The sequence below is a fragment of the Planomonospora antibiotica genome (assembly GCF_014647955.1).
GTDB classification, from domain to species: domain Bacteria; phylum Actinomycetota; class Actinomycetes; order Streptosporangiales; family Streptosporangiaceae; genus Planomonospora; species Planomonospora parontospora.
On sequence record NZ_BMQE01000004.1, the window covers coordinates 169,510 to 182,033 of the forward strand.

Annotated in this window: 9 protein-coding genes; 7 read left to right on the forward strand and 2 right to left on the reverse strand. The window is 73.5% G+C overall.

Annotated features, from left to right (window positions below; translation table 11 throughout):
- Positions 1-32 precede the first annotated feature (32 nt).
- From IEZ06_RS36105 to IEZ06_RS05495, 3 genes are all read left to right on the forward strand, one after another.
- Positions 33-1,973, forward strand: a complete 1,941-nt coding sequence (locus IEZ06_RS36105) for a serine/threonine-protein kinase (protein WP_203871825.1) — start codon at positions 33-35, stop codon at positions 1,971-1,973.
- Positions 1,974-2,204: 231 nt separating this feature from the next.
- Positions 2,205-3,596, forward strand: a complete 1,392-nt coding sequence (locus IEZ06_RS05490) for a class II fumarate hydratase (protein WP_189235539.1) — start codon at positions 2,205-2,207, stop codon at positions 3,594-3,596.
- A 169-nt stretch (positions 3,597-3,765) separates the two neighbouring features.
- Positions 3,766-4,152 carry a tautomerase family protein gene (locus IEZ06_RS05495; protein ID WP_189235540.1) on the forward strand — a complete coding sequence of 129 codons (387 nt, stop codon included), beginning with the start codon at positions 3,766-3,768 and terminating at the stop codon, positions 4,150-4,152.
- A gap of 51 nt (positions 4,153-4,203) precedes the next feature.
- Here IEZ06_RS05495 and IEZ06_RS05500 read toward each other — a convergent pair whose 3' ends face one another.
- On the reverse strand, positions 4,204-5,661 hold the full coding sequence (locus tag IEZ06_RS05500; protein WP_189235541.1) for a serine hydrolase domain-containing protein: 1,458 nt from the start codon (positions 5,659-5,661) through the stop codon (positions 4,204-4,206).
- Between the two features lie 268 nt (positions 5,662-5,929).
- Between IEZ06_RS05500 and IEZ06_RS05505 the strand changes: the two genes are divergently transcribed.
- Positions 5,930-6,682 (forward strand): TetR/AcrR family transcriptional regulator, encoded by a 753-nt coding sequence (locus IEZ06_RS05505; protein ID WP_189235542.1) that lies wholly within the window; start codon positions 5,930-5,932, stop codon positions 6,680-6,682.
- 33 nt (positions 6,683-6,715) lie between these two features.
- Here IEZ06_RS05505 and mca read toward each other — a convergent pair whose 3' ends face one another.
- Positions 6,716-7,579 (reverse strand): mycothiol conjugate amidase Mca, encoded by an 864-nt coding sequence (gene mca / locus IEZ06_RS05510; RefSeq protein WP_229797805.1) that lies wholly within the window; start codon positions 7,577-7,579, stop codon positions 6,716-6,718.
- 347 nt (positions 7,580-7,926) lie between these two features.
- Between mca and IEZ06_RS05515 the strand changes: the two genes are divergently transcribed.
- The 3 genes from IEZ06_RS05515 to IEZ06_RS05525 all read left to right on the forward strand — a co-directional run bounded on the left by IEZ06_RS05515 (position 7,927) and on the right by IEZ06_RS05525 (position 12,306).
- A complete protein-coding gene (locus tag IEZ06_RS05515) occupies positions 7,927-8,685 on the forward strand; it encodes a 3-hydroxybutyrate dehydrogenase (RefSeq protein ID WP_189235543.1) in 759 nt (252 codons plus the stop codon).
- A 23-nt stretch (positions 8,686-8,708) separates the two neighbouring features.
- A complete protein-coding gene (locus IEZ06_RS05520) occupies positions 8,709-10,688 on the forward strand; it encodes a helix-turn-helix domain-containing protein (RefSeq protein WP_307811659.1) in 1,980 nt (659 codons plus the stop codon).
- A gap of 259 nt (positions 10,689-10,947) precedes the next feature.
- Entirely contained in the window at positions 10,948-12,306 is a 1,359-nt protein-coding gene (locus IEZ06_RS05525; RefSeq protein ID WP_189235644.1) for an MFS transporter, read from the forward strand.
- Positions 12,307-12,524 lie beyond the last annotated feature (218 nt).

Sequence of the window (12,524 nt, forward strand, 5' to 3'; positions counted from 1 at the left end):
TTCCTCAAGGAGTAATCGCTTATCTTCTTCTCATGCCGGAACAGCAGACGCGCGTGCTCGCTGGCCGTTATGAGCTGATCACTCCGCTCGGCCGGGGGACGATGGGTACCGTTTGGCGTGCCCACGACCGTTCCCTGGGCCGCGAGGTGGCGATCAAGGAGATCCGCCAGGAGCCCGGGCTCAGCGAGGCACAGCGCGCCGAACTGCGGGAGCGCATGATCCGTGAGGGTCGTACCGCCGCCCGCATCAGCCATCCTTCAGTCGCCACCGTCCACGATGCGATCATCGAGGACGGCAGCCCGTGGATCATCATGGAGCTGGTGCAGGCCCGCTCCCTGGAGCAGGTGGTCGAGGAGGAGGGTCCCCTCCCGCCCCGGCTCGTGGCCGCGATCGGGGTGGACCTGCTGGACGCGCTGCGCGCCGCCCATGCCCAGGGCGTGCTCCACCGCGACGTGAAGCCCGGGAACGTGCTGATCACCGAGAGCGGCCGGGTGGTCCTGACCGACTTCGGCATCGCCAAGGCCGAGGGGGACACGAGCCTCACCCAGACCGGCATGGTGATCGGCTCCCCGGGGTACACCGCGCCCGAGCGGGCCCGCGGGGAGCACACCGGGCCGGAGTCCGACCTCTGGTCGCTCGGGGCCACGCTGTACTTCGCGGTCGAGGGCCGTCCGGCGTACGAACGGTCCACGATGGCCGAGACGCTCGCCGCGCTGATGACCGAGAGCGTCGACCCGCCGGTCCAGGCGGGCCCGCTCCGCCCGGTCCTGGAGCAACTGCTGGAGAAGGACCACACGGTACGGCTCACGCCCTCCCAGGCGATCGCCATGCTCCGGGCGGTGGCCGACACCCCCCTGGCCCCGTCGGCGCCCCCTGAGGCACCCCGGCCCTCGGCGGCGCCCGCTCCCGCGGCGGACGGCGGGGGCGGTTCGCCGTTCCGCCACGCCGCCGGGCCCGCCTCCGAGGGCCGGGTGGGGACATGGGCCGGGGACGGCGCGGGAAGCGGCCCCGGGAACGGTACGGGGCCGGACGAGGAGTTCGACGCCAACCGGACGATGATGGTCGCGCGTCCCACCATCGGACGCCCCCTCCCCGGCACCGGCCGGACTCCCCCGGCCCCGCCCGCTCCGCCCGCGTCCCGCCCCGAGGCCGGCCCCGGCGTCGTCTCCGGCCTGGGCGCCCCGGTGGCCCGGGGACCGTCCGCCCCGGACCGCCGGGGAGAGCCGGGCGGCCCGGCGGCCCGGCGGCCCGGACCCCCCGGGCCGGCGGGCCCGGAATCCGCGGGCCCGGGCGGTCCGCCGGACGGCGGCCCTCCTGCGCCTCCGCGGGGGTTCTCCGGCGGACCGGTGCCCGGCGCGCCGGGCACCGCGGGGTGGAATCCCTCGGGACCGCCGTTCCACGGCGCGCCGCCGGCGGGTCCGGGAGGGTCCACCCCGGGCGGCGCCCCGACGGAGACCGGCGCGTTCCCCGGCCCCGGCGGACCCGGAGGACCGGGCGGGTTCGGCGGGCCGGGCGGGTTCAACGCACCCGGAGGACCGAACGGCCCGGGCGGACCCGGAGGACCGAACGGTCCCGGCAGGCCGAACGGTCCCGGCAGGCCGAACGGTCCCGGCGGGCCGAACGGTCCCGGCGGGCCGAACGGCTCAGGCGGACCCGGAGGGCCCGGCTCGTTCAGGGGAGCAGGCGGGTTCGACACGCCCGGAGGACCGAACGGGCCGGGCGGACCCGGAGGCCCGGGATCACCGGGGGACCGGCCGGGCGCGTTCCCGCAGGGACCCGGTCAGGGGTGGTCCGGTGACGACGACTCCGCGCCCGGACTGGGGACCGAGCTGTTCTCGATCGTCGGACCGGGTGAGCAGCAGGTCGCGCAGCAGCAGAAGAAGCGGGCCGGGGCGCTCGTCCTCATGGGCGTGGCGACCGCCGCACTGGTGGTCATCATCATCCTCGTCCTGGCGCTCCTCTACGCCCGGTGACCGCACGGCGGCGTCCGCGCGACGACGCGGACGCCGCCCGGACGGACTTCGGCACCGACACCTGCACCGACACCTGCCCCGGCCCGGACGCGGCCCGGACAGCCGAGGAGGGACGCGAACGGAGGCGGAGCCCGGTTCGGACGGCGGTCCGGACCGACGGACACCGACCCGGACGACGGCCGGATCCTGCCCGGAACATCCGCCTTATCCTCCGCGTTGCAGACTGGGTCCATGAGCGAGTATCGGATCGAACATGACTCGATGGGCGAAGTGCACGTTCCGGCGGGTGCGAAGTGGCGGGCTCAGACCCAGCGGGCGATAGAGAACTTCCCCGTCTCGGGGCGCGGCCTGGAGAGTCCCCACATCGCGGCCCTCGGCCTGATCAAGGCGGTGGCCGCCGAGGTCAACGCCGAGCTGGGAGTGCTCGACAAGGAGCTGGCCCAGGCGATCGCCGAGGCCGCCACCGACATCGCGGAGAACGAGTGGGACGGGGAGTTCCCGGTCGACGTCTTCCAGACTGGTTCGGGGACCTCCTCCAACATGAACGCCAACGAGGTCATCGCCACGCTCGCCGAGGAACGGCTGGGCCGCCCGGTCCATCCCAACGACCACGTCAACGCCTCCCAGTCGTCCAACGACGTGTTCCCCACCTCCATCCACGTCGCCGCCCTGACCGAGGTGACCTACCACCTCATCCCCTCCCTGCGGCACCTGGCCACCGCGCTGCGCGACAAGTCGATCGAGTTCGACGAGGTGGTCAAGGCGGGCCGTACGCACCTGATGGACGCCACGCCGGTCACGCTCGGCCAGGAGTTCGGGGGGTACGCCACCCAGATCGACAACGCCGTCGCCCGGGTGCGGAGCGCGCTCCCCCACCTCGCCCAGCTCCCCCTGGGCGGCACGGCCGTCGGGACCGGGATCAACACCCCGCCGGGTTTCGCCACGAAGGTCATCGCGAAGCTCCGCGACGTCACCGACCTCCCCTTCTGCGAGGCCCCCGACCACTTCGAGGCGCAGAGCGCCCGGGACGCGGTCGTGGAGCTCTCCGGGCAGCTCCGGACGGTCGCGGTCTCCCTCAACAAGATCGCTAACGATCTCCGCTGGATGGGATCGGGCCCGCGCGCGGGGCTCGGCGAGATCAACCTGCCCGACCTGCAGCCGGGATCCTCGATCATGCCCGGCAAGGTCAACCCCGTCATCCCCGAGGCCGTGTGCATGGTCGCCGCGCAGGTCATCGGGAACGACGCGGCCATCGCCTTCGCCGGCGCCTCGGGCACCTTCGAGCTCAACGTGGCCCTGCCCGTCATCGCCCGCAACGCCCTGGAGTCCATCCGGCTGCTGGCCAACGTCTCCCGGCTGCTGGCCGACCGCTGCGTGCACGGCATCACGGCCAACACCGGGCGCCTGCGGGAGTACGCCGAGTCGTCGCCGTCCATCGTCACCCCGCTCAACCGGTACGTCGGCTACGAGGAGGCGGCGAAGATCGCCAAGCAGGCGCTGGCCGAGCGGAAGACCATCCGCGAGGTCGTCGTCGAGCGCGGGCACGTCGCGAACGGCACCATCACCGAGGAGCAGCTCGACGCCCTGCTCGACGTCCTCTCCATGACCCGCCCGCCCGCCTGACCGCCCACCCGCCCGCCCACCTGACCGTCCCGTCCGCCTACCCGTCCCGTCCGCCTACCCGTCCCATCCGTGGAGCCGGTGACGCGGGCGGGTCCGCCCCGGACGGGGGCGGCGGGGCGTCTCCGGCCCGGCCGGACGTCGTGTAAGGCGATCTGCGAGACTCGGCGCCATGGCACAGATCAAGTTCTACGGCCGCCGCGACGTCTGGGGCCCGCTCCGCCGGGAGCTCTCCGACCTCGTGCACGGCTGCCTGGTCCAGGTGTGGAAGCTCCCCGAGGACAAGAGATTCCACCGGTTCCTGCTGCTGGACGCCGAGGACCTCGTCTGCCCGCAGCGGAGCGATCGCTATCTGATCGTGGAGATCGTCTGCTTCGAGGGCCGGTCGGAGGAGGCCAGGCGCGAGCTGATCCGGACGCTCTTCGCCCGGACCGGTGAGGCGCTCGGCCTCCCCGCCGACGACCTGGAGATCGTGATCCTGGAGTCGCCCCAGGTGAACTGGGGCATCCGGGGCGTCCCCGGCGACGAGCTGGCGCTGACCTACCCGGTCAAGGTCTGACCCGGCACCCGGGCCGGTTCCGGGTGACCCGTCCCCGTCGGCGGGCGCATCTCACGCGACCTTCGGTGTCGCCCGCATGCCGACGTAGCAGCACGCGGTGCCATCGGCCAACGTGGAGAAGACCACGGGCATGTGATCCTCACTGAAGGATGGGCCTGCCCCGGAGGCCGCGAACACCGTCTCCGACACCGGGATCAGGTCCGCCTCCAGCGGCGGGGACAGGTCCTTCATGCCGTCGACGAACTCGTACCTCAAATACGGCGTGCCGTCGTCCTTCCGGCCGACGGTGATGACGACGCCCTCCCGCCGGTAGGTCCCGAGGAACGGTGCGATGTCGACGGTGGGCGGCTGCGCGGGCGGGCCGAAGGGGGCGGGCATCGTCACCCCGGCGAGTTCGGCGAGGAGCTCTCGGAACAGGTCGGCGTAGAGCAGGCGGGCGCTGCCGCCGTTGGTGAGCAGGGCCACGGCCACGCCCGCCCCCGGAACGACGCGCAGGTAGGCGTACTGGCCGATGGCGGCGCCGTCGTGGCCGAAACCGGCGACTCCGTTCCAGTCGTACAGGGTCCAGCCCAGTCCCCAGCCGTCGGCGCTGACGGTCCACTTGTCGGGGCTGTCGGCCTCGCGCCGCTGCATGGCGGCGACCGCCTCCTCGGACAGCACCCGGGTGCCGTCCGGCGCGGCGCCCCCGGCCAGATGCATGTGAGCGAAGCGGGCGAGGTCTCCGGCGGAGACGATGACCCGGCCGGCCGGCCCGGCGGAGCGCGGCATCAGGTCCCAGGCCGGTGCCGGATCGGGATCGGCACCCGGGCCGCCCAGGTGGCTCATGGCCACCCGGAAGCGCAGCGCCTCCTCGGGCAGCGTCATCGAGTGCTCCAGCCCGAGCGGAGTGAAGATCATGTCCTTCAGCGCCCGGTCCCAGGTCTTACCGGTCAGCACCTCGACGACGCGGCCGAGCACGACGTATCCGAGGCTGCCGTACGAGAGCGCGGTCCCCGGCGGGCAGTCCAGCGCCACGTCCCCTGCGGCCTCGACGTATCCGGCCAGGCAGTCGTCGCCCCGGCCGGAGTCGTGGTTGAAGTCGTTGGTCACGCCTCCGGTGTGCGACAGCAGCCGCCGGATGGTGATCGCCTTCGTGGCCTCGGGATCGGGGGTGGCGAACTCCGGCAGCACGCTCACCACCGGCGCGTCCAGGTCCAGCGCACCGGAATCGGCCAGTTGCATGATCAGGGTCGCAGTGTAGACCTTGGCCACCGATCCGGACAGGAACACCGAGTCGGTGGTCGCCTCCACTCCCGTGCCGCGGTGCAGCACGCCGCTGGCCAGCTCGTGCACCTCGCCGTCGACCAGCACGGCCAGCGACGCGCCCGGCACGCGGTGGGCGACGCGCAGCTCGTCCAGCCGCGCCTGCCAGCGGGCCAGGGGGAAGCCCCGGCCCGCGGAGTCCGCGATTCTCCGAGCGCCCTCCGTCTTCCAGGCTCCCCCGGCGTTCCAGCGCTGCTTCTCGGCCATGTCTTCTCCTCGTGCATTCGGATGGTGCGTGCGGTCGGGGCGATGCGGTCCGGGACCGGAGTCTCGGAGGACGGCGAACATGCGCCACCGTCCTGGAGTCCCCATCCGCTGCGTACATCGTGCCCTCATTGCGAACACTGTACGCATAGAGATCTGCGTACGCAATGGAGGGCTCTGTGCGCACCAGCCGACGCGGCCACGAGCCGATGGGGGCACACGTGCGCAGAAGCGCACGATGTGCGCTAACGTGACCGGAAAAGGAGGCCTCATGCAGACGGACGAGCCGCCCATTCCTTCGGTGTGGGCCCGTCGGCGCACGAAGCGGGAGCAGCCGGCGCTGAGCCAGGACCGGATCGTCTCCGAGGCCGTCCGTCTCCTGGACGAGGAAGGCGTCGAGGCCCTGAGCATGCGCAGTCTCGGCACCCGTCTGGGTGCCGGGGCCACCTCGCTCTACCGGCACGTCGCCAGCAAGGACGAGCTGATCGAACTCGTCGTGGACGAGGTCTACGGCGAGGTCCGGGTGCCCGGCGCCGACGATCCGGCCGCCTGGCGGGAGGACCTCGCCCAGTGCGCCCGCAGCCTGCGCGCGATGATCCTGCGCCACCCCTGGGTCGCCTCCGTGCTCGGCCAGACCGGGCTGGCCTCACTCGGGCCGAACCTGATGGGCCGCTCGGAACGCATGATCGCCCTGTTCCGGGCCGCGGGCTTCGCCCCCGGTGAGGCCGACCGGGCCATGAACACGCTCATCGCCTACGTCATCGGCATCGCCACCAGTGAGGCGGCCTACCTGTCGCTGCTCGCCCGCAGCGGCCGGACCGAGCAGGAATGGGCCGACGGCCTGCAGTCGGCCGCCGAGCGGGCCATGCGGGAGCATCCCCTCCTGCGCGAGGAGCACGCCGCCCAGCCGTACGAAGACCCGGAGCGGGTCCGGGAGGAGAACTTCGCCTACGGCCTGGAACGCGTCCTCGACGGTCTGCAGGCCAGGCTCCGCTCCGCCCAGGACCGCCCGGTCACCCCCTGACCTCGGCGGGCGGAGCCGTCCAGGACCGCCCGATCACCCCCGGAGCCCGGCGAACAGGTCGGTCTCGGGCAGCTCCGTCTCCACCAGTGAACGGGCGAGGTGGTAGTCCTCCGTCGGCCACACCTCGCGCTCCAGGTCACGGGGGTGGGCGAACCAGGGGCCGTCCGGGTCGATCTGGGTGGCGTGGGCCTTCATCGCCCGGTCACGGATCTCGAAATGGTCGTCGCAGGTCACCCGGGTGGTCACCGGAAGCTCCGGCATGCCCTCGAACCAGTCGTCGGTCACCATCTCGGCCAGCGGAGACGGGAGCCCCCGGGCCAGCAGCCCTTCGTGGATCGCGGTGAACCATGCGCGGGAGAAGGACGCGATGTAGTACAGCTTGAGCGGCTGCCAGGGCTCCCCGGTGCCGGGGTAGCGGTCCGGATCGCCCGCCGCCTCGAACGCCTCGACGGCCACCCGGTTGGTCATGATGTGGTCGGGGTGCGGGTAGCCCCCGCTCTCGTCGTAGGTGACGATCACGTGCGGCCGGAACTCCCGGACCGCCGCCACCAGCGGCTCCGCCGCGACCGCCGGGTCCTGCACGGCGAAGCACCCGTCCGGCAGCGGCTCCCCCTCACCGGGCAGCCCCGAGTCGACGAAGCCGAGCCAGCGGTGGCCGACCCCGAGGATCGCGGCGGCCTCGGCCATCTCCTTGCGGCGGATCTCCGCCATGTTCTCCAGCACGCCGGGGCGGTCCATCGCGGGGTTGAGCACGTCACCGCGCTCTCCCCCGGTGCAGGTGCAGACCAGCACGTCCACCCCCTCGGAGACGTAGCGGGCCGTCGTCGCCGCCCCCTTGCTGGACTCGTCGTCGGGGTGGGCGTGCACGGCCATCAGTCGCAGCGGGTTCGCGGTCATCGGCGTCCTCGGGTGTCCTAGGTGTCCTGGGCGTCGGGAGCGATCGGCTCGGACCTGTCCGACCCTAGATCGCGCCTACGACATTTCTCCGAACCGCGGCGGCCGTGAATCCCTTCCCGCCTTCCCGCGGCCCGCGGGACGCCACCGTCCGGAGGACCCGCACCCGGGGGCCCACGCCCGCGATCCTCGGACCCGCGATCCTCGGACCCGGGAATCCCGTGCCCGGGAATCCGTACTCCCGGGATCCACGCAGGAAGAGCTCGCGTGCGGCCGTCACATAACCCGTGGGGGCGGTATGTCGGCGGGGGACATGTGAGGGGTCCGGGTGATTGCCTAGATTCACTGGCATGACTGACCTGACGGGGCGACGGGCCGTGGTGACCGGAGCGGGCAGCGGGATCGGGCGCGCCTGCGCGCTGCGGCTCGCCGCCGCCGGAGCGCACGTGGTGGTGGTCGACGTGGACGCCGAGGCCGCGGAGAAGACGGCCGCGGACGTCTCCGGGACCCCGGTGGCGGCGGACCTGTCGGAGCCGGACTTCACCGGGGCGTTCCCGGACGGCCTCCTGGCGGGCGCGGACGTCGTGATGAACAACGCCGGGTTCCAGCACGTGGCGCCCATCGAGGAGTTCCCGCCCGAGGTCTTCTCCCGGATCCTCAAGGTCATGGTCGAGGCGCCGTTCCTGCTGGCCCGGGCGGTCCTGCCCGGCATGTACGAGCGGGGATGGGGCCGGATCGTCAACATCTCCTCGGTCCACGGCCTGCGCGCCTCGCCGTACAAGTCCGCCTACGTCACCGCGAAGCACGCGCTGGAGGGGCTGTCGAAGGTGATCGCCCTGGAGGGCGCCGAGCACGGGGTGACCTCCGTCTGCGTGAGCCCGGGCTATGTCCGCACCCCGCTGGTGGAGCGGCAGATCGCCGCCCAGGCCGAGGCCCACGGCATCGGCGCGGACGAGGTCGTCGAACGCGTCATGCTCGCCCCCGCCGCGGTGAAGCGGCTGGTCGAGCCGGAGGAGGTCGCCGAGCTCGTCGCCTACCTGTGCGGTCCGCACGGCTCGTTCATGACGGGGGTCTCCCTGCCCGTGGACGGCGGCTGGACCGCCCGCTGAGCGGCCCCGCGACAATGAACGGTATGAGCACGCGGGTCTTCCTCGAACTCCTCGCCAGAGAGGCCTCCGCGGTCGAGTTCGAGGGGCCCGTGCTGGCGGCCAGGACCGCCGGGGCCGACGCCACGACGCTCGCCGAGCTGGAGGAGGCCAAGCTCGCGGCGCTGAAGGTCCGGGCGCTGCTGCGGCGCCGGGCCCGGCGCGAGGCGGAGCTGTCGGCGCTGTTCGACACGGCGGGCGACCTGGCCGCGCTGCGCGACCTGGACGCGGTGCTGGAGGCCATCGTGCACCGGGCCCGGCAGCTGCTCGGCACCGACGCCGCCTACATGACGCTGCACGACCCCGACCGGGGCGACACCCGGATGCGGGTGACCGACGGCTCCGTCTCGGCCAAGTTCCGCTCGCTCCGGCTGGCCATGGGCGCCGGGCTGGGCGGTCTGGTGGCGCAGACCGCCACGCCGTACTCCACGGCCGACTACTTCGCCGACGAGCGCTTCCGCCACATGCACGACATCGACGACGCCGTGCATGAGGAGGGGCTGGTCGCCATCCTCGGCGTCCCGCTCAAGCTCGGCGGGCGGGTCATCGGGGTGCTGTTCGCCGCCAACCGGAGCGTGCGGCCGTTCACCCAGGACGAGGTGGTGCTGCTCGGCTCGCTGGCCGCGCACGCCGCGGTCGCCATCGACAACGCCCGGCTGCTGCAGGAGACCCGCAACGCGCTGGAGGAGCTCAGCGAGGCCAACCGGCGCCTCAACGCGCACAGCGAGGCCGTGGAGCGGGCCGCGCTCGCGCACGACCGGATGACCGGCCTGGTGCTGCGCGGCGGCGGCGTCGAGGACGTGACGGCCGTGGTCACCGAGGTGCTCGGCGGCTCCCTGGCGGTGCTGGACGACGCCGGGCGGCCCATCACCGGCGACCTCGGCGGACCCGGCGAGCGCGCCGTCCGGGACCGCGCGGACCACACGGACCGGGTGGACGGCGCGGGCCGGGTGGACGGCGCGGGCCGGGTGGACGGCGCGGGCCGGGTGGACGGGCCCGGCGGGCTCGACGCCGCCGCGATCGCCGAGGCCGCGCAGTCGTCCCGGACGCTGGGCCGTACCGTCCGGCGGGGCGACCTGCTCGTCGCCTCGGTGGACGTCGGCGGCGAGCCGCTGTGCACGCTCGTCCTGCGGGCCGGCCGCCAGGTCGCCGACACCGACCACCGCATCCTGGAACGGGCCGCGCTGGTCACCGCCCTGCTGCTGCTCTTCCGCCGTACGGTGGCCGAGGCCGAGGGCCGGGTCCGCGGCGAACTGCTCGACGACCTGATCTCCCGTCCCGGCCTCGGCGGGCTGGGCGAGCGGGCCCGGCGGGTGGGCGTGGACCTGGACGGCGACCACGTGGTGATCGTGGTCCGGCACGACGGCGGACGCGAGCGGGCGGCCTTCTGGGCCTCCTCCCGGGCGACGCTGGAGCACGGGCTCGCCGCCCAGCGCGGGGACGAGGTGGTGCTGCTGCTGCCCGGAGGCGATCCCGGGCTGCTGGCCAAGCGGGTGGCGGCCGAGCTGAGCGCCTCCCTCGGCCACCCCGCCACGGCCGGCGCCTGCGGCCCCGTGCGCGGCATCGCCGGGGTCGCCGCCGCCCACCGCGAGGCCCGGCGCTGCGCCGACGCGCTGCGGGCGCTGGGCCGGGCCGGAGAGGGCGCCGGCGCGTCCGAGCTGGGCTTCGTCGGCCTGCTGGTCGGAGAGGGACGCGACATCGGGACGTTCCTCGACTCGACCCTCGGCCCGGTGATCGACTACGACGCCCGCCGGGGCACCTCGCTGGTCGGCACGCTCACCGCCTATTTCGGCACCGGCGGCTCGCTGTCGCGTACGGCGGAGGCCCTGCACATCCACGTCAACACCGTCACCCAGCGCCTGGACCGGATCGGCCGGCTCCTGGGAGCGGACTGGCAGGAGCCCGAACGCGCCCTGGAGCTCCAGCTCGCCCTCCGGCTCCACCGGCTCAGCCATCCCACCGCCTGAGCCGTCCCGGCGCGTCCCCGGCCGTCCCGCCTGCGTCCGCGCGCCGCCCCGGTACGCCTGCGTCCGCGCCGCCCCGCCCGGCCGGACCGCCCGGCCGGACCGTCCGGCCGGGCCTTCCCGCCGGTGCGCACGCCTCCGGGCGGGATCCCACACAGGCCGTCCGCGGGGTATGGCGATGCACCCCATAGGAGTGACGCCGGTCACTACGTACGGTGAGCCGACATCCCCCAACAGCGTCTCTCCCTGGTGAGTGAAGATGATGGCAGAGAAAACCCGCACCCCCATCGGCAAGATCGTCGGCGCCAGCCTCATCGGCACCACGATCGAGTGGTACGACTTCTTCCTGTACGGTTCGGCCGCCGCGCTGGTCTTCCCCGCGCTGTTCTTCCCCAAGTCCGATCCGCTCACCGGCACCCTGCTGGCCTTCCTCACCTACGCGGTCGGCTTCGTCGCCCGCCCGCTGGGCGCCCTGGTCTTCGGTCACTACGGCGACCGGCTCGGCCGCAAGAAGCTGCTGGTGCTCAGCCTGCTGCTGATGGGCGGCGCGACCTTCCTGATCGGATGCCTGCCCACCCACGCGGCGATCGGCGCGGCGGCCCCGCTGCTGCTGACCGCGCTCCGGCTCGTCCAGGGCTTCGCGCTCGGCGGCGAGTGGGGCGGCGCGGTGCTCATCGTCTCCGAGCACGGCGACGCCGGGCGGCGCGGTTTCTGGGCCTCCTGGCCGCAGGCCGGAGCCCCCGGCGGCAACCTGCTGGCCACCGCCGTGCTCGCGCTGCTGGCCGCGGTCCAGTCCGACGAGGCCTTCACGAGCTGGGGCTGGCGCGTGCCGTTCCTGCTCTCCGGCGTGCTGGTCCTGGTGGGCCTGTGGATCCGGCTGAGCATCAGCGAGTCCCCGGTCTTCCAGCAGGCCGTCGCCCACGCCGGGCCGAAGAAGACCATGCCCATCGTGGACGTCTTCCGCCACCACTGGCGGGACGTGCTCACCGCCATCGGCGCCCGCTTCGCCGAGAACGTCTCCTACTACGTGATCACCGCGTTCGTCCTGGTCTACGCCACGGAGGCGGCCGAGCTGGAGAAGGGATTCGTGCTCAACGCGGTGCTGATCGGCTCCGCCGTGCACTTCGTGTCGATCCCGATGTGGGGCGCGCTCTCCGACCGGCTCGGCCGGCGCCCGGTCTACCTGCTCGGCGCGGCCGGGGTCGGCCTGTGGGCGTTCGCCTTCTTCCCGCTGATCGACACCGGGAACTTCGCCGCGATCACCCTCGCCGTCACGGTCGGCCTGGTCCTGCACGGCGCGATGTACGGCCCGCAGGCGGCGTTCTTCTCCGAGCTGTTCGCCACCCGGATGCGCTACTCGGGTGTGTCCATCGGCGCCCAGCTCGCCTCGATCGTGGCCGGCGGCCTCGCCCCGCTGATCGCGGTGGCCCTGCTGCAGTCCTACGGCTCGGCGCTGCCGGTCATGCTCTACGTGGCCGGAGCCGCCGTGCTCACCCTGGTCACCGTGTTCGCGGCGAAGGAGACCAGGGGCCGCGACCTGGCCACCCTGAGCGACGCCCCCCGGTCCCCGGGAGCCGCCGGAGCCCCCGGAACCGCCGCCGAGCCCGCCTCCCGCGGCTGAGCCGGACGAGAGGCCATCCGATGGGACTCCGACCGAGATTCCGGCCGGGACTCCGGCACCTGCTCGCCTCCGCCCTCGCGGTCGCCGCCGCGCTGACCGCGGCCGCCCCGGCGGCCCAGGCGGTCCAAGCGGCCCCGGCCGCCCCGACACCTCCGATGACCCCGGCGGCCCGGACGGCCCCTGCCGCGAACGCGTCGCCGAACGGGCCCGCGGACGAA

Excerpts from the sequence above, each read along its gene's own strand:
- IEZ06_RS36105 (WP_203871825.1), top strand. The coding sequence starts at position 33 with ATGCCGGAACAGCAGACGCGCGTGCTCGCTGGCCGTTATGAGCTGATC.
- IEZ06_RS05490 (WP_189235539.1), top strand. The coding sequence starts at position 2,205 with ATGAGCGAGTATCGGATCGAACATGACTCGATGGGCGAAGTGCACGTT.
- IEZ06_RS05495 (WP_189235540.1), top strand. The coding sequence starts at position 3,766 with ATGGCACAGATCAAGTTCTACGGCCGCCGCGACGTCTGGGGCCCGCTC.
- IEZ06_RS05500 (WP_189235541.1), bottom strand. The coding sequence starts at position 5,661 with ATGGCCGAGAAGCAGCGCTGGAACGCCGGGGGAGCCTGGAAGACGGAG.
- IEZ06_RS05505 (WP_189235542.1), top strand. The coding sequence starts at position 5,930 with ATGCAGACGGACGAGCCGCCCATTCCTTCGGTGTGGGCCCGTCGGCGC.
- mca (WP_229797805.1), bottom strand. The coding sequence starts at position 7,579 with ATGACCGCGAACCCGCTGCGACTGATGGCCGTGCACGCCCACCCCGAC.
- IEZ06_RS05515 (WP_189235543.1), top strand. The coding sequence starts at position 7,927 with ATGACTGACCTGACGGGGCGACGGGCCGTGGTGACCGGAGCGGGCAGC.
- IEZ06_RS05520 (WP_307811659.1), top strand. The coding sequence starts at position 8,709 with ATGAGCACGCGGGTCTTCCTCGAACTCCTCGCCAGAGAGGCCTCCGCG.
- IEZ06_RS05525 (WP_189235644.1), top strand. The coding sequence starts at position 10,948 with ATGGCAGAGAAAACCCGCACCCCCATCGGCAAGATCGTCGGCGCCAGC.